The organism is Fulvivirga sedimenti, assembly GCF_020328055.1.
In genome coordinates, this window is sequence record NZ_JAIXNE010000006.1 from 40,728 (window position 1) to 58,648 (window position 17,921).

The following is a 17,921-nucleotide window of genomic DNA, read 5'->3' on the forward strand; positions in this document are numbered from 1 at the left end:
TTCCTACTTCCGGGCATAGCCTTCGAACGTATTGTGTTCCTTGGTATAAAGTTCTTCCTTCGACAGGCTTCTGAAATAGTCATAAGTAATCTTCAGACCCTCTGCCCGGGAAACCTTGGGTTCCCAACCTAAAATTTCACGAGCACGGGTAATATCCGGCTGGCGCTGCATCGGATCATCCTTTGGCAGGGGTTTGTAAACCACTTTCTGATCTGTCCCCGTGAGTTTGATAATCTCTTCGGCAAATTCCCCGATGGTGATCTCATCCGGATTCCCTACGTTCACCGGATAGGCATAGTCGCTTTTCAATAGCCGGTAAATTCCTTCGATCAGGTCATCCACATAGCAAAACGATCGCGTTTGCGAACCATCACCGAATACGGTAAGGTCCTCGCCCCGCAATGCCTGTCCGATAAATGCCGGCAATACCCTTCCATCATTCAATCGCATACGTGGCCCGTAGGTATTGAAAATACGCACGATCCGTGTTTCCAGTCCGTGATACGTATGATACGCCATGGTCATCGCTTCCTGGAAGCGCTTGGCTTCATCATACACTCCGCGCGGACCGATGGGGTTCACGTTACCATAATAATCTTCTGTTTGCGGATGTACGAGTGGATCACCATAAACTTCGGATGTTGAAGCGATCAGCATGCGTGCTTTTTTTGCTTTTGCAAGGCCAAGCAGGTTATGGGTTCCCAATGAGCCCACTTTCAATGTCTGAATCGGAATCTTCAGGTAATCGATCGGGCTTGCCGGAGACGCAAAATGAAGGATGTATTTCAATTCACCGGGCACATGTACAAACTTCGAGACATCATGGTGATAGAATTCAAAATCATCCCGACCAAACAGGTGCTCGATATTTTTCAGCGAACCTGTAATCAGGTTGTCCATACCAATTACATAAAAACCTTCGGCAATGAACCTGTCACACAGATGTGATCCAAGAAATCCGGCCGCCCCGGTGATTAAAACTCGTTCCTTAGCCATAAATATTTTCTCTTCCTATACTGAAATATGTAAAGCCAAGATCCTTCATTTCTTCGAGAGAATAGAGGTTTCGGCCATCAAAGATTACTTTATTATTCAGGTACTCACTTACTTTGTCGAAATCAGGCGTTCTGAATACCGGCCATTCAGTGGCAATGAAAAGCGCATCCGCATCCTTGACGGCTTCATAAGCATCATCAGAATACTCGATCTTGTCACCAATTACCTTCTTCACGTTTTCCATTGCTTCGGGATCATACGCTTTTACACGTGCGCCCGCCTCGAGCAGCTGATTGATGTTATATAGTGCCGGGGCTTCCCGGATATCATCGGTGTAAGGCTTGAACGCCAATCCCCAGATTGCGATGGTCTTGCCGCTCAGATCTCCACCAAAATATTCCTTCATTCGCGGGATCAGTTTTGTTTTCTGCCGTTCATTCACCTCCATTACTGATTTCAGGATGCTGAAATCATAATCAACCTGCTGGGCTGATTTGGCCAGTGCCTGCACATCCTTCGGAAAACAGCTTCCGCCATAACCGATTCCTGCAAAGAGGAAACGTTTGCCGATTCGGGTATCTGTACCCACGCCCTTGCGTACGGCATCAACATCAGCACCAAGGAGCTCGCACATATTGGCGATCTCATTCATAAAGGTAATTTTTGTTGCCAGGAATGAGTTGGCCGCATATTTGGTAAGCTCTGCTGATCTCTCATCCATGAACAGGATCGGATTACCCTGCCGCACAAGAGGTGCGTAAAGTGTTTCCATGATTTTTCTGGCCCGCGATGACGTAGTCCCGATCACAACACGGTCTGGTTTCATGAAATCGTCAACGGCTACCCCTTCACGAAGAAATTCCGGGTTACTCACCACATCAAATTCCACTTTTGCATTTACTGCGATACGATCTCTCACCTTTTCGGCAGTGCCAACAGGCACGGTACTTTTATCGACAATTACGGCGTAATCTTCGAGGATAGGCCCGAGGTCTTCTGCAACACCCAATACATACTTCAGATCTGCCGAACCGTCTTCACCTGGAGGTGTGGGCAATGCAAGGAAGATAACCTTGGCGCCTTTAATTCCTTCAGCGAGATCTGTGGTAAAGTGCAGGCGGTCCTGCTTGATATTACGATCAAAAATGACATCAAGCCCAGGCTCATAAATGGTGATCTTTCCCGCCTGAAGACTCTTAACTTTGGATTCATCAATATCCACACAGGTCACATTGTTGCCTGTCTCGGCGAAACAAGTTCCAGTGACCAATCCGACGTAGCCGGTTCCAATAACTGCTATTTTCATGAAAACTCTTTAATTGAATGTTGCCCGACAAAAATAAAGATTAATTGGACATATCACGGGATCAGGTAATTTTTCATGAAAACTTAAAACATTACGAACTAACATTCGTTTGGGAAACGGTAGCAAAGATGTATTTTTGCAGCCTTGAAAAGATAAGTTATTATGACAGAAACAATTACAGATATTCCGGCCAGTGTTCGGGAAAACCAGCGCATGATCGCAGACATGGTTCGTGACTTTAGTGAAAAGGAGATCAGGCCGAACATTATGGAATGGGATGAAAAGCAGGAAATACCCATGTCCCTGTTTAAAAAGCTCGGTGAATTGGGTCTTATGGGCGTTCTGGTGCCTCATGAGTATGGTGGATCAGGATTCGGCTATCACGAATATATCACGGCAATCGCGGAATTATCAAAAGTTGACCCCTCAGTGGGACTGTCAATGGCGGCACACAATTCACTTTGTACCGGTCATATCATGCAATTTGGTAATGAGGAACAGAAGAGGAAATACCTTCCGAAACTCGCCACCGCAGAATGGATCGGCGCCTGGGGACTTACTGAGCCCAATACCGGATCGGATGCTGGAAATATGCGGACTGTTGCCGAAAAAGACGGTGATCACTATGTACTTAATGGTGCAAAAAATTTCATAACCAATGGGAAATCAGGGGATGTGGCTGTTGTAATCGCCCGTACCGGCGAGGTCGGTGACAGTCACGGAATGACTGCCTTCATTATTGAAAAAGGTACGCCAGGCTTTACTCCAGGCCGAAAAGAAAATAAGCTCGGCATGCGTGGCTCTGAAACAGCCGAATTATTCTTTGACAATTGCCGTGTTCCGGAAGAGAACATCCTGGGACAAGTGGGAGACGGGTTTATTCAGTCGCTGAAAGTACTCGATGGGGGACGTATCAGTATTGCAGCACTCAGCCTGGGAGTCGCTGAAGGAGCGTATCTGGCTTCGGTGCAATATGCCAAGGAGCGTCAGCAGTTCAATCAGCCCATATCAAAATTTCAGGCTATCAGCTTCAAACTAGCCGATATGGCTACAAAAATTGAGGCGGCCAGACTGCTCACACATCAGGCAGGAGAATTAAAGAATCAGGGCAGGAAAGTAACGCAGGCCTCAGCCATGGCAAAATACTATGCCTCAGAAATTGCGGTGGAAAATGCCAATGAAGCTGTTCAGATCTTTGGAGGATACGGATTCACCAAGGATTATCCGGTAGAAAAATTCTATCGGGACGCTAAATTGTGCACGATTGGTGAGGGAACTTCCGAAATTCAGAAACTGGTTATTTCAAGGGAAATATTAAAATAGCCGGGATGTAATTTGTTTTTTTCCATCCAACCCAATAGATTTGCAGTCCATTTGAAAGGAGGTGTATTATGATCGTCATTAACGTAAAAGAGAACGAGAGCATTGACAAAGCGCTGAAGCGTTTCAAGAAAAAGTTTGAAAAAACAGGTGTTTTGCGTGAGCTCCGCTCCAGGACATCATTCGAAAAACCTTCTGTATCACGCAGAACTGAGGTTCTGAAGGCAAAATATCGCCAGAAGAAATATATGGAAGAAAATTATTAAGCGGCAATAAATCCCCGCTCAAAAATGTTATATTAGTACTACTCACATGTGGGTAGTACTTTTTTTTTATGCGGGATTCTTTCCTAAAATATCTGGAGTTTGAGAAGAGGTACAGTCCTCATACCATACGATCGTACAAAGATGATCTGTTACGATTTGAAGAATTCCTGAAGAACGAATTTGATACCACAGAATCTTCGCGGGCGACAACACTTGAAGTTCGCCAATGGCTCTTTTCCCTTACCGAAACTGGCTTATCCCCTCGATCCGTAAATCGGAAACTTGCAACTCTTCGGAGTTATTACCGCTTCCTTTTACGAAACAACGTAATTGAAAAAAGCCCCATGTCGCAGATAAGAGCCCTCAAGGTGAATAAGCGGCTTCCCCAGTTTGTTACGGAACCTGAAATGGTGAAAATGCTGGATCAGCTGTCATTTACCGATGACTTCAGTGGCAGGCGTGACAGGCTTGTTATGGAATTGCTTTATGGTACAGGAATACGCCTGTCGGAACTCATCGGGTTGAAGTTGGGAGATGTTTCATTAAATGCAGGAACACTGCGTGTTTTAGGCAAGCGAAACAAGGAGCGGATTATTCCTTACCCGCCTGGTCTGCAGCCGGGAATTGAAAGTTACCTTGCTGTACGAAAAAATGAATCATTCGAAGAAGAAAATGAATCGCTTATCGTTACAGAAAAAGGTGAACAATGTTACCCAATGTTTATATATAGAATTGTAAATTACTATCTGAAAACATTTACCACTACAGATAAAAAAAGTCCCCATGTATTGCGCCATACATTTGCGACTCACTTACTGAATAAAGGTGCGGAACTGAACGCGGTGAAAGATTTGCTGGGACATGCAAACCTGGCAGCCACACAGGTTTACACCCATAATTCAATCGAAAAGCTGAAAGCAGCTTACGACAAGGCGCACCCAAAAGCTTAGTTTATCATTCTAAATTTTTACATCATGAAGCTAAATATGCATTCCATTCATTTTGACGCCGACCAGAAACTGCTGGATTTTATTCAGAAGAAGTTGGATAAGCTTGAAACCTTCTACGATCAGATTGTGGACGGTGAAGTATTCCTGAGGTTGAATAATTCAAAAGTTGAGAATAAAACGGTCGAGATCAAATTGAATATCCCTGGAAATCAGTTGTTTGCAAAAGAAGAGGCAAAGACGTTCGAAGAGGCTACAGATCAGGCAGCTGAAGCTTTGAGGCGTCAGTTACGGAAATTTAAAGTCAAACAAAGTGCCTGATTTCCCAGGCGAATAGATACCAAAGGGCTCGGATTTCTCCGGGCCCTTTTATATTTTAATCCAATGGATATTTTGCAACCTATTCGTGACATGCACCCGGCACTCGGCGGAATCGTGATATTCGCAGTCGCCTTTATTATCGGCCTGATCATCCGGCAGCTGTTCTTTTATGTATTGAACAGGCTCTCATCCACCGACAACGACCGGGTTATTATAAGTTCACTTCAATCACGTATGAAGGGAACATTGTTCATTTTCATACCACTCATTGTTCTCAATTCATTGCTTGGCCAGCTCAACATCAGTGAAGAGCTGCAAAATACATTCCATAAGATCCTCTATGTATTAACGGTAGCATCGATCACCGTAGTCGCTGTTCGGTTGATCCATGTTGTTCAGGATGTACTCTTCGATAAATATGACATAAGCAGTAAAGACAACCTCAAAGCGAGGCAGGCCAGGACACAGATTATTTTTCTCCGGAAGATTTCCACGATCATTGTGGTCATTTTTGCAATAGCCATCATGATGCTCACCTTCGAAGGGGTCAGAAAATACGGCACCACCCTCCTCACCTCCGCAGGAGTTGCCGGTATCATCATTGGATTTGCCGCGCAGAAAACAATTGCCAACCTTCTGGCAGGATTTCAGATTGCTTTTACTCAGCCGATAAAAATTGATGATGCTGTTGTTGTTGAAGGTGAATGGGGCTGGATTGAAGAAATTAACCTCACTTACGTGGTGGTAAAAATATGGGATCTACGGCGGCTTGTCCTGCCCATCACTTATTTTACAGATAAGCCATTTCAAAACTGGACACGTAACTCCGCCCAAATCATCGGCGCTGTTTACCTGTATACCGATTATACGGTGAGTGTGGATGCACTTCGTAAGGAATTCAAAACAATTCTGGAAGGCACAAAGCTGTGGGACCAGCAGATAAGCAATGTTCAGGTATCAGACACCAATGAAAGAACGATGACCGTGCGATTTTTGATGACCGCGGTCGACTCGCCTACGGCCTGGGATCTTCGTTGCCTCGTTCGGGAAAGGATGATTGATTTCGTACAAAAAAAATACCCGGATGCACTTCCGCGCACCCGGGCTGAATTACATAATGACTGAGCTTGTCAGGACAAACCAAATGCAGACTTTACCTTGTCTACAAAGTCAAGTTTTTCCCACGTAAACAGTTCAACTTCCTTGCTTACCTGTTTTCCTTCGGGTGAATTGAAGGTTTTGGTAACTGTCCTTGATTCTTTACCCATATGGCCGTACGCGGCGGTTTCAAGGTAAATAGGATTTCTTAGCTTGAGTCTGGTTTCAATTGCATACGGACGCATATCGAAGATCTGCTCAATTTTACGTGCGATTTCCCCATCGGTCATATCTACCCTGGCAGTACCATAGGTATTTACAAAAATGCCCAATGGCTCAACAACACCAATAGCATATGAAACCTGAACCAGCATTTCATCCGCTATTCCGGCTGCTACCATGTTTTTGGCAATATGCCGGGTTGCGTACGCGGCAGACCGGTCAACCTTAGACGGATCCTTGCCGGAAAATGCACCCCCACCGTGTGCTCCCTTACCCCCATAGGTATCCACAATAATTTTACGGCCTGTGAGACCTGTATCGCCATGAGGTCCGCCAATCACAAATTTTCCTGTCGGATTGATGTGATACGTGATCTGATCAGTGAATAATTTCTGAAGTTCCGGCTTAAGCTGCTGGCGCACCCGTGGGATAAGGATTTCGATCATATCCTTTTTGATGCGTGCAAGCATTGTTTCATCATCTGCGAAATCATCATGCTGCGTAGAAATTACAATGGCAACAATTCGCTGTGGAACATTGTCATCGCTATATTCAATCGTAACCTGAGACTTGGCGTCAGGCCGCAGGTAAGTAATGTCTTTATTTTCCCTTCGGAGTGCAGCGAGCTCAATTAGTAATTTGTGTGACAGATCGAGGGCCAGCGGCATGTAATTCTCCGTTTCGTTGGTGGCATAACCAAACATCATTCCCTGGTCACCGGCACCCTGTTCTTCCGGATTGCTGCGGTCTACACCCTGGTTGATATCAGGAGACTGCTCATGGATAGCTGAAATAACACCACAAGAATTGCCGTCGAACATGTACTCACCCTTGGTGTAGCCAATGGAATTGATCACATCACGGGCAATACGCTGAACATCGAGATACGCTTCCGATTTAACTTCACCACTCAATACGGTAAGTCCGGTTGTAACCAGTGTTTCACATGCTACTTTGCTGTTCTTATCAAAGGCAAGAAAATTATCAATTAGAGCGTCGGAGATTTGATCGGCAACTTTGTCCGGATGTCCCTCTGATACAGACTCTGAGGTAAATAAATAAGGCATATAAATTCTTTTTAAAGCGGCGTAAAAATACAGTAATTAATAACAAATATGAAAATCAAAGCAGGAATAGATCAGCCCGCCTGGAGTAGGAATACGCAGGGAATTTTGTGCAAATCAACCGAAATGCCCGTCCATTCCTGAATCGTTCCCGAAAATATCCACTCCCTGTCACCTGTCACATCCCGGGTTACCGAAAGACGTGTGCTTTTTGAGGCGACCTTCAGGACGGATGCCAGAAGCTGTTTATTCCTGTAAGGCGTTTCCATAAATATATGTGTCGAACCATCGGCCATCGAAGCCTTCTCCATTTTGCGTATCGCAGCCTCCCGGCTCTTTTCCTCAATTGGCAAATAACCGTGAAAGGTAAAAGACTGTCCGTTAAATCCGGAAGCCATCAATGCAAGAAAAATCGACGACGGACCACTCACAGGTACGACCTTCATACCATGTTTGTGAGCAAATGTAACCACCTTCGAGCCAGGGTCTGCTATACCGGGGCACCCCGCTTCCGATAAAACGCCAGCATCGCGGCCTTCCAGCACCGGTTTCATCATAACTGCGACTTCCTCGTCAGACGTATTTTTATCAACCTTTCTAAAGGTAAGTTCCTCAATTACCTGTCCCGTCTGCAGACCGCTGATGAATCTTCGTGCGGTCCGGATATTTTCAACAAGAAAGAAATCCAGCCGACCTGCCAGCTCATGCACCTGTGGCGATAAAACTTCGAAATGTCCTTCCGCGACATTGCTGGGAATTAAATAGATGGTGCCCTTCTTCATGATGTCACTAAGATAGTGCACCCGCTATTATTTCCAATACTGGCGTCAGGATACCACTTTCCTCAATTCATTTCTGTAGGCAGACGGACTTTTGCCCGTGAATTCCCTGAATTGCTTATTGAAATGAGAGAAATTATTAAATCCGCTCCGATAGCAAATCTCGGTAATACTGATTGGCTGCTCTGAAAGGAGCTTTACAGCATGCACCAGCCGGTATTCATTTACGAACTGCGTAAAGGTCTTCCCGGATATCTTCTTGAAATACCTGCAGAATGCCGGAACCGTCATGCTAACCTGATCGGCGATTTCCGGCAAGGGAATGGAATTTTGAAAATTCTCCCGAACATGCGCAAAGATCTGATTCATACGTTTATTATCCTGAGGTTCAATCTCCAGGGTAATACGTTCACTGTTCAACAGCGAATACTCCTTGGTTGTCGCCAGATCCTGCATAATCTTCAACAGGGAAATTATTCGCTCAAAAGGCTCTTTACTATTGAGCTTTTCCATTTTGGCCCCTACACGCCGCTTTGTCTTACCGTGAAAAACAATACCCTGCTGCGCCCTATCCAGCAATTTCCGGATCGAGTGCATTTCAGGAACATCAAAAAATGCCTCGCCCAGGAATTCCTGGCGCATCTGGATAACAGTCTCCGACTTATTGCCGGTAAGACGGTCGGTAAATCCGAAGTGGGGTAAATTAGATCCTAAAAATATCAGGTCCCCATTTTGATAATATGATACCTGATTGCCAATGTGCCTCTTCCCGGTGCCGCCGTTCACATATACAAGCTCCAGCTCAGGATGTACATGCCAAAGCGGGCTTTTGTTCCGGCAAGGATCTGCGTACTGACGAATCAATACCGAATTTCCAAAACCGGGATCTATCTTTTCAAGTAAAGGTTTTACTGTTTTCATTGGACGAAATTAGAACTTAAATGGGGTGAAGATATGGCGTTAATTAACCAAATTATGTTCTAAATTAACCTGATATACATGCTTATTCAGAAATACTGGTAATATAACACATATATCCGCAAATTCCTAGGAAGAGTTCGATGACGCCCGTCCATATCTTTGTACAAATGATTTTTTCACCTAAAACTAATTTATAATGAAAAAGAAAATCATAACCTTCACAATGGCGGGTGCACTTCTGTTAAGTGCGGCCGGTTCGTTCGCAGGATCCCGTGTACCGTTCATTAAGCTGGAACGTTCGGGAGAGCAAGGTTTGCATTTATATATGGATTCATTATCAGACCTTGCCGAGTTAACCATTTACGACACCGATAAAGTTGTTCTGTTTCGGGATAAGACCGATCAATTGAACGACTTCAAGCGGAAATTTGATCTCTCAAAACTGCCTGACGGTTCATACATCTTCGAAGTGGAACTTGGGAATCAAATCAAACAGTATTCATTCAGTATTCTGAACAATGAAGTATCCATCGCTGAGAATTGCAAGGCAATCTACAAGCCCACGGTCATTTCAAAGGAAAATAACCTGGATATCTCCTATCTGAACCTGAATGGAGAAGAAGTCTCTCTTTCGATTTATGACCAGAGTGGTAAAAATCTGGCGAGTGACAAAATAGAGAACAAACAATCTGTTGTAAAAAGATATGACACCTCACTATTGCCAAGCGGTAATTACCAGGTAGTCATTAAAACAGCAGATCGCGTATTTGTTCACACTGTAACGATCTGACTAACCTAACAATTCGAGCCATTTTCCTATATTTAGTTATGGGAAAATGGCTCATTTTTTTTGGGATAATCCTTATTCTGATCGGGATCGCAATTCAATCCGGGGTTCGGATCAACTGGCTTGGCAAACTTCCCGGTGACATTTCCTATGTCTCGGGAAATACAAGGATATACATACCCATTACCACAAGCATATTGATCAGCATTGTACTTAGTGCCCTGTTCTATATATTCCGCTGGCTCACCCGTTAAGAGCGCAGAAAATCCATTAACAAATCCAGCAATTCTTCGGGCTTTTCGGCATGAACCCAGTGTCCCGCACCGGCTATAGTTTCAATTCTTGCGGTTGGAAACAGTTGATTGATCAGAATGTAATCCTCATCCTTAACATAGTGGGATTTAGCCCCGCGTACAAACATCACCTTTTTTTCGGTTGTCAACCGATCTTCCATACCCCGACCAATGTCCTCTATATTCTTCTCTATAACTTCCAGGTTCATCTTCCATTCGAAACCTCCCTCCTTTTTACGCTGAAGGTTCTTCAGTAAAAATTGCCGCTGTCCGAAATCTGTAATATCGCGTGACAACATCTCATCCGCTTCATTCCTTGAAGTAATCGATTCAACCGGCAGGGATTTAAGCGCATCAATAATCTGCTGATGATGAACCGGGTATACCTTTGGTGCGATATCAACCACAACAAGATGATCCCACATATCCGGGTGACGTAATGCAAAGGTCATGGCCGTCTTGCCGCCCATGGAATGTCCGATGATGGATGGCCTTTCGATTCTATGCATTTCTATAAATTCGGCCAGATCATCAGCCATTACATCATAATTAAAACGATCTGAATGCGGCGATAATCCATGATTTCGCTGGTCTACAAGGTAAACCTGGTAGTGTTCTGCCAGGGACTTACCGAGCGTCATCCAGTTGTCCAGTGTTCCAAACAACCCATGAAGTATAATCAGTGGCTTACCCTCCCCCAGTTTTTTATAATTCAATTCCATATCTCCAAAGATACACATCTATTTAAAAGTGAGATTTACGGTGCATACAATATCCGATGATCTCCTACGTAATGATTGGAGAGATTTTTGCCCGTTTTCAAGCTGTGAACCTTTGTATATTAACGCCATGGTTAAAAAAGCTGCAATTTTTATCTTATTCATTTTCCCGTTTGTTGTTAAGGCACAGCAGGAAGAACGTCCGTTACCACCCAATATCAATCAACCTTCCATCAATCTGTACGCTCCATTTATCAGTGGAAATGGAAAGACCCTGGTCTATTTGTCCGATTACGCTGATGACGGGCATCATATCATGTATTATTCCAGGCGAGAAGGATTTGAGTGGGAAGACGGAAAGGAAATCAACAAACTCATTAACAGGCCTACGTTAAATTTCAGGGGCGGATATTCCCTGAACTACACGGGTGATCAGCTTTTTATTACCTCGCGTAAAACCGGGCTTGGCGGATTCGACATCTGGATGAGCCAGTGGAAAGGGAATGACTGGACTAACCCCGTCAACCTCGGGTCTCCCTTGAATTCAAAAGAAAACGAAGGTTCACCGGTCATAACCCCGGACGGGGAATTGCTGTATTTTATGCGATGCGAAAAGATGGCTGAATATGGTGGCGCTGAAAATTGCCGCATCATGGTTTCCAAGTGGAATTATAATCGCTGGGGAACACCCGAGCCGCTTCCCGAAAACATCAATACAGGAAACTCACAGACCCCCAGAATCCTGGGAGATGGCGAAACGTTAATTTTTTCTTCTGATAAATTCGGGGGAAAGGGCGGACTGGATCTCTTTATGACGCAGAAAACCAGTGACGGCTGGTCGGATCCCGTACCACTCGATTTCATTAACACAGAACGTGATGACGCCTTTGTGAGTATTCCAGCCAAAGGGCGATATATGTACATAAGCCGTAAAGGACCCCGAAATTATGAACTCATTGAACAGCTGATCCCAGAAGAATTCAGGCCCGACAAAGTGCTCAGGATCAGCGGAAAAGTTACGTCTCCCGAACCCGTAAAATTACTTGTTTTTGATGTCGGAGAGCGCGACCGGCTCTGGAATGAAGAGCTTAAAGACGGGGGTAGTTTTTCTGTAGTTCTGAAGGAGGGAAGTACCTACGACCTGTCGATAAGCCCTGAGAAACCGGGGTATGGATACTTTTCTGAAGTCCTGGAGCTGGATGAAATCGGCAGAATCGACAGAAGATCCCTGCCTGTAGAAATTAAACCACTTGCTAATGGTGATACTGTTTCGGGAAAAATTCTATTCACTGGCAATGAAATCCAGCCGGCATTCATTTTTGAAATGCGTAGAATCGGTGATCTCATCCGTCTGAACAACCACAAGATTCACCTCGAAGTCTGTCAGCAGGCCTACCGGGAGGATTCCATTCAGCACAACGATCTCACAGAAGTGAGATATGATACTATCTTCACGCCGCCTGCAGATACGATTTTTAATGACCCGCTGGGCATTGCTGGCCGAAAACTACTCTGGGAAAATGATTCCGTTCAGATCATAAGTGAACTGTCGGACACACTTACCCTGCCAAAGGAGTGGTTCAGCATTAAAACCATTTATCATAATGACCGGACAGAAAAGCAGGTGGCCGTTGTACGCGCATTCCTTGATTCCCGGCGTATAGATACAACGGATTATGTCATTTCGCGAAGGATTATTCCTTCCAAGGTCGAGCCGTCGCAACACGAGGAAACCGTTACCGGCGAAGAAGAAGAAAACGAAACATTACCCTCTTCTGAAAGACTTATTGCGATTTTTAAGGAGTAACGATATTCATAGGAACCACCACCATGGTGTTTTCCCACATGATAATGAGATCAATCTCGCCGCTCATTCCTTCCAATGAAATGGTAAATTGTTCGAAAAATTCATCGGTTGTAATGGCTGGAACCGTTGTGGTAAGTATATCATTCTTTTCCTTTCGGTTCGCCTTGCCCCCATTGATGACTGAAATCCCCCATTGGCCGGTTTCGCTGTTGAAAATCACATCCCAATTTTCAGGACCAGGCACAGTAAACACAGAATATTCCCCGGCTGGCAGTATGTTCTCACCAATCTGCAAATCGCTGGTGGACCTGAATACAGTAGCTTCATTGGCACCTGTTCTCCAAACCTCTCCGTATGGTACCAATTCCCCGAATATTTCCCTGTCCCCGACAAGCGGACGGCAATAATGAACAGTTACCGAAACTTCTCCCATATCTATGGTTGCCGTATCCTCGGGACTGAAAGACTTCGTGTACTGGCGCAATGCTACCATCGAAATGACGATAACGGCGATTAATATGCCAAGGATTATTACCAGTTTTTTCATGGTTTAGGTATCAGTTAGTTCAGTCAGAATCAATTATTAACTTTATCATGGTCGACCTTATCCAGCAGGTTGCCCCTCCGGTCGAAATACTGCCATTCACCGGATTTTTCTCCATTCTTATATTGGCCCTGCGACTCTATCGATCCATTTTCGTAGTAATACGTCCAGACACCTTCACGTAACCCGTTGATGAAGGATCCTTCTTCGGCCTTCGTGCCGTTTTCATAATAGTAAAGCCATTTTCCATGCGGAATACCATTTCTGAACTCACAAATTATCTCGGCTGAATTATTCGGATAATAATTGATCTTATTTCCTACACCATTTTTGAGGCTTCCCGCCTGGAGTGTATCACCATTCATTGTTACATATGGGGAAATATTCATCAGCTTGCCATTATCCCACTCCTCTTCCTGCATGAGTTTTCCATTGGAATGAAACAATCCCCATAAACCATTTTCAAGTCCGTCGTTAAAGGCCCCAATTGATTTTATCTCCCCGTTTTCATAGTAGGAAAACCATTTTCCATCCTCCTCACCGTCCTTATAGGTTCCTTCCTCGATCAAGATGCCATTCGGACTGTAGAACTGCCATAATCCTGAACGTAACCCATTTTCAAAGTGCCCAAGGATCTCCTGCTTCCCGTTATCGTAGAATTTATAGTAGAGGCTATCCTGCCAGCCGTCTTTAAAGTATTTCCGCTCATCCAGCTGCCCGTTGCGATAATAGGTCTCCCAGATGCCCACCGGTATCCCATTATCATAATAAGAAATACTGCTGAGCCGTGAATTAGAATGAAATTCCCGCCATACACTATCGGGCTTGTCATTTTTAAAATAGGATTCCATATACACCTGCCCAAAGTCATCATATGCCAGCCAAGGACCCACCTTCGCGCCGTTTTCGAATTCACCCTTTTCAATAACATCACGGTTGTAATTGTATCGGTTGAATACGCCGTCTGTGGAGTCGTTCTTGTACATCACCTCCAGACTCAGCATCCCATCCGGTTCGAAGTAGCGGTATAAGCCATTCTTTTTTCCATCGGCATATTGAATAACCTCCTTGGTGCTGCCCATCGGATAATATGTCGTCCAGGGCCCGCTCTTTTCACCATCTACCAGTTTCCCTTCAAGGGAGGTTTGTCCGTTCATATACAATTCCTTGTAGTAAACCGGCTTACCATCCTCGTAATAAACCTCACCGGCTAATCTCCCGCCTGAAAATAGCTTCCATTCACCCTGGCGCACATCGTTTACGAATTTGCCGCTCTCTAACAGAACATCAGAATCGGTATAGAACTGCCATGTTCCGGATTTTTTACCATCCACCAAATCACCGATCGCATATGCCGAACTGTCCCTGGTATAAAGTTTTTGCTGCGAGAAAACGCAGATACCTGAGAAGAGAAAAATAAAAAAGCTTAAAAAGAAGACCGGAGTTTTAAATTGCAGCTGACGTTGATATATTTGTAAAAAAACTAAAGAGTCAGACATGGGTGTATTATCGTTAGTTGTTGTTTTAGTACTATTTGTTCTTGCCATACTTTCACCAAAGATTTTTCCGAATAAAATGGTAAGTGACAATAAACATGATGTCGACGGCTCTACGGAATAACCGCTGTTGCTTCTATTTCCACCAGAAATTTATCATCTATTAACCGGCTTACCTCAACCATGGAAGTGGCCGGTTGAATATCCGCAAAAACCTCGCCATGTGCTCTGCCAATTGATTCCCATTGGCTGATATCCCGCACATATATGCGTGTTCTTACTACATTTTCAATTTTTCCTCCGAGCGCTTCAATACTATCCTGAATTATCTCCAAAATTCGCCTCGTTTGTAAATAAGGATCCCCTTCACCTACCAATTCACCGTCTTTGAGGGCGACAGTTCCTGACACTTCAATTAAATGTGCCGTTCTCACTGCCCTGGAATAACCAACGATTTTCTCCCAGCTTGCTCCGGTAGCATAATTAATTCTTTGGCTCATCCTTCTTTAATCCTTATTTTTACTTACTAAGGTATGAAGAATATATGTGTCTTTTGTGGGTCCTCGCAGGGTAAATTGCCAATTTTTAAGCAAACTGCCATTGATTTTGCAAAGATTCTTGTTCAGGAAAATTGCACGCTTATCTACGGAGAGGGAAGATTAGGGTTAATGGGCATCATTGCGGATACCGTGCTCGAATCAGGAGGAAATGCAATTGGGGTAATTCCCGATTTTATGATGGATAAGGAAGTCGCCCACCAGGGGCTCACAGAGCTACGGATCACCGCTTCCATGCATGAAAGAAAATATGAAATGGCGCGACTTGCCGATGGGTTTGCTGTCCTGCCCGGAGGAATGGGTACACTCGATGAAATGGCAGAAATCCTTACCTGGAACCAATTACTAATCCTAAAAAAACCTATTGGGATTCTAAACGTTAACGGTTACTACGATCCGCTGTTAAAAATGATGGATGAAATGGTGAACGCAGGATTTCTTCGGCCAAAAGGTAGGGAGCTATTACTTCATTCAACAGAACCAGCAGGTCTTATTGGCAAATTAAAGGATTACGTTCCTGGAAACGACAATATCTGGAACAGTATTAAGCGCGGTTGAAGTCCCGCAAATTGGGGGAGTGGATAAGTTTTCTGAAGCTATTTACCTGTAACCCTGCTTTGCAATCATGTCAAATTGATTAACTTTTTGGGTGAATAATTGTAATGAGCAGATCGACTAAAGTTACATTTACCACAATTATGGCATTCATCTGCCTGTGGATCCACCTTCCATCACAAGGGCAGATCCTTGGTTTTCAAATTGAAGACAATGCCAAAAAGATCACCATTCCTTTCGAAATCTATAATAATCTTATCGTTGTACCGGTAGTCGTTAATAACCGACTTCCGTTGCGGTTCATTCTGGATACCGGTGTACGAACGACAATCCTCACTGAAAAGACCTTCAGCGACCTGCTTAATCTTGAATACAATAAAAAATACACAATCGCCGGAATTGGAGAAACCCCTCTCATCGAGGCTTATATAACAAATGGTGTACGCCTTACCCTTCCCGGTGTTAGCGGCGACGGCCACGCCATGCTGGTCCTTGAAGAGGACTACCTCGAGCTCAGAAATTATTTGGGTACCGAAGTACACGGTATTATGGGATATGAGCTTTTCAGTCGTTTCATCGTGGGGGTGGATTACGATAAGCGGGTTCTTACCATAACCACACCAAATGAGTTTAAAAAACGGCGAAAATGGCTCACCATTCCCATTTCCGTTGAGGATACTAAACCCTACGTACATGGCCGGATTTCGTATGTCGATGCCCCTACCGATACAATCGGATTGAAACTCCTGATTGATACAGGGGCCAGTCACGGGCTAATACTAAATCAGGAAACCGATCCCGCCATTCATATTCCCGAAAAGAATATCAAGACTTCACTGGGACGTGGCCTCGGAGGCCGCCTTGACGGTAAACTGGCCAAGCTTCAGTCGTTCTCCATCGGAGGCGCCTGTTGGGAGGATGTTATTGCAACCTTTCCAAATGAAGGCTATTTGCTGGACAGTCTTACGGGAAACACTGTTTTTAGAAATGGCTCCGTTGGAGGTGACATACTGAGTCGTTTCAAGATTGTCTTTAATTTCCCGCTCGAAGAGATTTACGTTAAACCAGGGCGTCAATTCAAAAAAGACTTCACCTATAACCTCAGCGGAATAACCGTGAAAGCGATCGGAAGCAATCTCAATCAATACGAAATAGTGGAAGTGCGGGAGAATTCAGTTGCATCTGAGTCCGGTCTTAAGGAAGGCGACCGACTTATCTCCATCAATCACGTAGACACAAACCAGATGGAACTCGGTAAGGTAATTAGCATCCTGAACTCAAAGCCAAAGAAGAAGTTGCTGATTGAAATAAGCAGAAATGGTCAGCGCCTGCGCCATTCCATTATCCTGGAAAACAGACTGTGATAGTTACCTCCCTATAATGGTGTGGATGCGTCTCTTCCCTTTACGGTAGCTTTTTATGAACATCAGGTGCATCTTCTTGAAGCGAATGGTTCTGAATATCAGTTTCCTGAGACTGTCGGCAGACAGCCCCTCCTTCAAAATGTAATCTGTTGCCAGTACCGCACCGGATTCACGATAGTTGGAATTTTTCAAAACGGCCACAGGAATGTCCTGCGTGTCCTTATGTGTGGATAACTTGGCCATAAATTTCTGCATGATCGGATGACCGATATTGTCATCAATCAATACGCAGGAAGGCCTGCTTTTCAAAATATGCTTAAAGGCTTTCTTCAAATCAAAACCGTATTCGGTATGAAATGAATCAGATGCATAATCCTTCAGTTTTTGATATATATCACTCACATCGATCGGATTATTTCCGATCATGTAAACCTTAATAGGTGTAGTTGAAGTTTGTGTTGTCATGGTAATATATATGCGGATTGTTTAATTGCTGGTAACCATTGAACGTAAAAAGGGATGATTGTGTTTGATCATTTCCCGATATTTAGTGTTTAAT

Annotated in this window: 20 protein-coding genes; 10 read left to right on the plus strand and 10 right to left on the minus strand. The window is 44.3% G+C overall.

Annotated elements, in window-relative coordinates; genetic code table 11:
• Positions 1 to 3: 3 nt before the first annotated feature.
• Both LDX50_RS26135 and LDX50_RS26140 read right to left on the minus strand, forming a co-directional pair.
• On the minus strand, positions 4 to 996 hold the full coding sequence (locus LDX50_RS26135; RefSeq protein WP_225699237.1) for a UDP-glucuronic acid decarboxylase family protein: 993 nt from the start codon (positions 994 to 996) through the stop codon (positions 4 to 6).
• Positions 989 to 2,302 carry a UDP-glucose dehydrogenase family protein gene (locus tag LDX50_RS26140; RefSeq protein WP_225699238.1) on the minus strand — a complete coding sequence of 438 codons (1,314 nt, stop codon included), beginning with the start codon at positions 2,300 to 2,302 and terminating at the stop codon, positions 989 to 991. The genes LDX50_RS26135 and LDX50_RS26140 overlap by 8 nt, the downstream gene beginning before the upstream one ends.
• A 162-nt stretch (positions 2,303 to 2,464) precedes the next feature.
• Here LDX50_RS26140 and LDX50_RS26145 point away from each other — a divergent pair, with 162 nt between their 5' ends.
• The 5 genes from LDX50_RS26145 (at position 2,465) to LDX50_RS26165 (ending at position 6,281) form a co-directional block, all read left to right on the plus strand.
• Entirely contained in the window at positions 2,465 to 3,625 is a 1,161-nt protein-coding gene (locus tag LDX50_RS26145) for an acyl-CoA dehydrogenase (RefSeq protein WP_225699239.1), read from the plus strand.
• A 68-nt stretch (positions 3,626 to 3,693) separates the two neighbouring features.
• On the plus strand, positions 3,694 to 3,888 hold the full coding sequence (rpsU, locus tag LDX50_RS26150; RefSeq protein WP_225699240.1) for a 30S ribosomal protein S21: 195 nt from the start codon (positions 3,694 to 3,696) through the stop codon (positions 3,886 to 3,888).
• Between the two features lie 68 nt (positions 3,889 to 3,956).
• Positions 3,957 to 4,838, plus strand: a complete 882-nt coding sequence (locus tag LDX50_RS26155; protein ID WP_225699241.1) for a tyrosine-type recombinase/integrase — start codon at positions 3,957 to 3,959, stop codon at positions 4,836 to 4,838.
• A 24-nt stretch (positions 4,839 to 4,862) separates the two neighbouring features.
• Positions 4,863 to 5,156, plus strand: a complete 294-nt coding sequence (gene hpf / locus LDX50_RS26160; RefSeq protein WP_225699242.1) for a ribosome hibernation-promoting factor, HPF/YfiA family — start codon at positions 4,863 to 4,865, stop codon at positions 5,154 to 5,156.
• 63 nt (positions 5,157 to 5,219) lie between these two features.
• The gene (locus LDX50_RS26165) at positions 5,220 to 6,281 is read left to right on the plus strand and encodes a mechanosensitive ion channel family protein (RefSeq protein WP_225699243.1); all 1,062 of its coding nucleotides are present in this window, start codon (positions 5,220 to 5,222) and stop codon (positions 6,279 to 6,281) included.
• A 5-nt stretch (positions 6,282 to 6,286) separates the two neighbouring features.
• Here LDX50_RS26165 and metK read toward each other — a convergent pair whose 3' ends face one another.
• The 3 genes from metK to LDX50_RS26180 all read right to left on the minus strand — a co-directional run bounded on the left by metK (position 6,287) and on the right by LDX50_RS26180 (position 9,240).
• A complete protein-coding gene (metK, locus tag LDX50_RS26170) occupies positions 6,287 to 7,543 on the minus strand; it encodes a methionine adenosyltransferase (protein WP_225699244.1) in 1,257 nt (418 codons plus the stop codon).
• A gap of 71 nt (positions 7,544 to 7,614) precedes the next feature.
• On the minus strand, positions 7,615 to 8,322 hold the full coding sequence (locus LDX50_RS26175; RefSeq protein WP_225699245.1) for an SAM-dependent methyltransferase: 708 nt from the start codon (positions 8,320 to 8,322) through the stop codon (positions 7,615 to 7,617).
• Positions 8,323 to 8,367: 45 nt separating this feature from the next.
• The gene (locus LDX50_RS26180) at positions 8,368 to 9,240 is read right to left on the minus strand and encodes an AraC family transcriptional regulator (RefSeq protein ID WP_225699246.1); all 873 of its coding nucleotides are present in this window, start codon (positions 9,238 to 9,240) and stop codon (positions 8,368 to 8,370) included.
• 196 nt (positions 9,241 to 9,436) lie between these two features.
• Here LDX50_RS26180 and LDX50_RS26185 point away from each other — a divergent pair, with 196 nt between their 5' ends.
• Entirely contained in the window at positions 9,437 to 10,030 is a 594-nt protein-coding gene (locus tag LDX50_RS26185; protein ID WP_225699247.1) for a T9SS type A sorting domain-containing protein, read from the plus strand.
• A gap of 38 nt (positions 10,031 to 10,068) precedes the next feature.
• Positions 10,069 to 10,281: a DUF2905 domain-containing protein gene (locus tag LDX50_RS26190; RefSeq protein WP_225699248.1), complete on the plus strand. Its 213-nt coding sequence runs from the start codon at positions 10,069 to 10,071 to the stop codon at positions 10,279 to 10,281.
• On the opposite strand, the gene LDX50_RS26195 is transcribed toward LDX50_RS26190, so the two are convergent.
• Positions 10,278 to 11,060, minus strand: a complete 783-nt coding sequence (locus tag LDX50_RS26195; protein WP_225699249.1) for an alpha/beta fold hydrolase — start codon at positions 11,058 to 11,060, stop codon at positions 10,278 to 10,280. The two genes, LDX50_RS26190 and LDX50_RS26195, sit on opposite strands and share 4 nt — an antisense overlap.
• A 109-nt stretch (positions 11,061 to 11,169) precedes the next feature.
• Here LDX50_RS26195 and LDX50_RS26200 point away from each other — a divergent pair, with 109 nt between their 5' ends.
• On the plus strand, positions 11,170 to 12,846 hold the full coding sequence (locus LDX50_RS26200) for a TolB-like translocation protein (protein ID WP_225699250.1): 1,677 nt from the start codon (positions 11,170 to 11,172) through the stop codon (positions 12,844 to 12,846).
• On the opposite strand, the gene LDX50_RS26205 is transcribed toward LDX50_RS26200, so the two are convergent.
• The 3 genes from LDX50_RS26205 to LDX50_RS26215 all read right to left on the minus strand — a co-directional run bounded on the left by LDX50_RS26205 (position 12,836) and on the right by LDX50_RS26215 (position 15,386).
• On the minus strand, positions 12,836 to 13,393 hold the full coding sequence (locus LDX50_RS26205) for a DUF2911 domain-containing protein (protein WP_225699251.1): 558 nt from the start codon (positions 13,391 to 13,393) through the stop codon (positions 12,836 to 12,838). The two genes, LDX50_RS26200 and LDX50_RS26205, sit on opposite strands and share 11 nt — an antisense overlap.
• Positions 13,394 to 13,422: 29 nt before the next feature.
• Positions 13,423 to 14,937, minus strand: coding sequence for a toxin-antitoxin system YwqK family antitoxin (locus LDX50_RS26210; protein WP_225699252.1), 1,515 nt, complete (start codon positions 14,935 to 14,937; stop codon positions 13,423 to 13,425).
• A 62-nt stretch (positions 14,938 to 14,999) separates the two neighbouring features.
• The gene (locus tag LDX50_RS26215) at positions 15,000 to 15,386 is read right to left on the minus strand and encodes a RidA family protein (RefSeq protein WP_225699253.1); all 387 of its coding nucleotides are present in this window, start codon (positions 15,384 to 15,386) and stop codon (positions 15,000 to 15,002) included.
• 33 nt (positions 15,387 to 15,419) lie between these two features.
• Between LDX50_RS26215 and LDX50_RS26220 the strand changes: the two genes are divergently transcribed.
• Complete coding sequence (locus LDX50_RS26220; RefSeq protein WP_225699254.1) at positions 15,420 to 16,001, plus strand: LOG family protein; 582 nt, start codon at positions 15,420 to 15,422, stop codon at positions 15,999 to 16,001.
• A gap of 140 nt (positions 16,002 to 16,141) precedes the next feature.
• Positions 16,142 to 17,362, plus strand: coding sequence for an aspartyl protease family protein (locus LDX50_RS26225; protein ID WP_225699255.1), 1,221 nt, complete (start codon positions 16,142 to 16,144; stop codon positions 17,360 to 17,362).
• Positions 17,363 to 17,365: 3 nt separating this feature from the next.
• Here LDX50_RS26225 and LDX50_RS26230 read toward each other — a convergent pair whose 3' ends face one another.
• Positions 17,366 to 17,827: a hypothetical protein gene (locus tag LDX50_RS26230; protein ID WP_225699256.1), complete on the minus strand. Its 462-nt coding sequence runs from the start codon at positions 17,825 to 17,827 to the stop codon at positions 17,366 to 17,368.
• Positions 17,828 to 17,921 lie beyond the last annotated feature (94 nt).

Bases quoted from the DNA above. Each gene is read 5' to 3' on its own strand.
- LDX50_RS26135 (WP_225699237.1), bottom strand. From the start codon at position 996: ATGGCTAAGGAACGAGTTTTAATCACCGGGGCGGCCGGATTTCTTGGA.
- LDX50_RS26140 (WP_225699238.1), bottom strand. From the start codon at position 2,302: ATGAAAATAGCAGTTATTGGAACCGGCTACGTCGGATTGGTCACTGGA.
- LDX50_RS26145 (WP_225699239.1), top strand. From the start codon at position 2,465: ATGACAGAAACAATTACAGATATTCCGGCCAGTGTTCGGGAAAACCAG.
- rpsU (WP_225699240.1), top strand. From the start codon at position 3,694: ATGATCGTCATTAACGTAAAAGAGAACGAGAGCATTGACAAAGCGCTG.
- LDX50_RS26155 (WP_225699241.1), top strand. From the start codon at position 3,957: ATGCGGGATTCTTTCCTAAAATATCTGGAGTTTGAGAAGAGGTACAGT.
- hpf (WP_225699242.1), top strand. From the start codon at position 4,863: ATGAAGCTAAATATGCATTCCATTCATTTTGACGCCGACCAGAAACTG.
- LDX50_RS26165 (WP_225699243.1), top strand. From the start codon at position 5,220: ATGGATATTTTGCAACCTATTCGTGACATGCACCCGGCACTCGGCGGA.
- metK (WP_225699244.1), bottom strand. From the start codon at position 7,543: ATGCCTTATTTATTTACCTCAGAGTCTGTATCAGAGGGACATCCGGAC.
- LDX50_RS26175 (WP_225699245.1), bottom strand. From the start codon at position 8,322: ATGAAGAAGGGCACCATCTATTTAATTCCCAGCAATGTCGCGGAAGGA.
- LDX50_RS26180 (WP_225699246.1), bottom strand. From the start codon at position 9,240: ATGAAAACAGTAAAACCTTTACTTGAAAAGATAGATCCCGGTTTTGGA.
- LDX50_RS26185 (WP_225699247.1), top strand. From the start codon at position 9,437: ATGAAAAAGAAAATCATAACCTTCACAATGGCGGGTGCACTTCTGTTA.
- LDX50_RS26190 (WP_225699248.1), top strand. From the start codon at position 10,069: ATGGGAAAATGGCTCATTTTTTTTGGGATAATCCTTATTCTGATCGGG.
- LDX50_RS26195 (WP_225699249.1), bottom strand. From the start codon at position 11,060: ATGTGTATCTTTGGAGATATGGAATTGAATTATAAAAAACTGGGGGAG.
- LDX50_RS26200 (WP_225699250.1), top strand. From the start codon at position 11,170: ATGGTTAAAAAAGCTGCAATTTTTATCTTATTCATTTTCCCGTTTGTT.
- LDX50_RS26205 (WP_225699251.1), bottom strand. From the start codon at position 13,393: ATGAAAAAACTGGTAATAATCCTTGGCATATTAATCGCCGTTATCGTC.
- LDX50_RS26210 (WP_225699252.1), bottom strand. From the start codon at position 14,937: ATGGCAAGAACAAATAGTACTAAAACAACAACTAACGATAATACACCC.
- LDX50_RS26215 (WP_225699253.1), bottom strand. From the start codon at position 15,386: ATGAGCCAAAGAATTAATTATGCTACCGGAGCAAGCTGGGAGAAAATC.
- LDX50_RS26220 (WP_225699254.1), top strand. From the start codon at position 15,420: ATGAAGAATATATGTGTCTTTTGTGGGTCCTCGCAGGGTAAATTGCCA.
- LDX50_RS26225 (WP_225699255.1), top strand. From the start codon at position 16,142: ATGGCATTCATCTGCCTGTGGATCCACCTTCCATCACAAGGGCAGATC.
- LDX50_RS26230 (WP_225699256.1), bottom strand. From the start codon at position 17,827: ATGACAACACAAACTTCAACTACACCTATTAAGGTTTACATGATCGGA.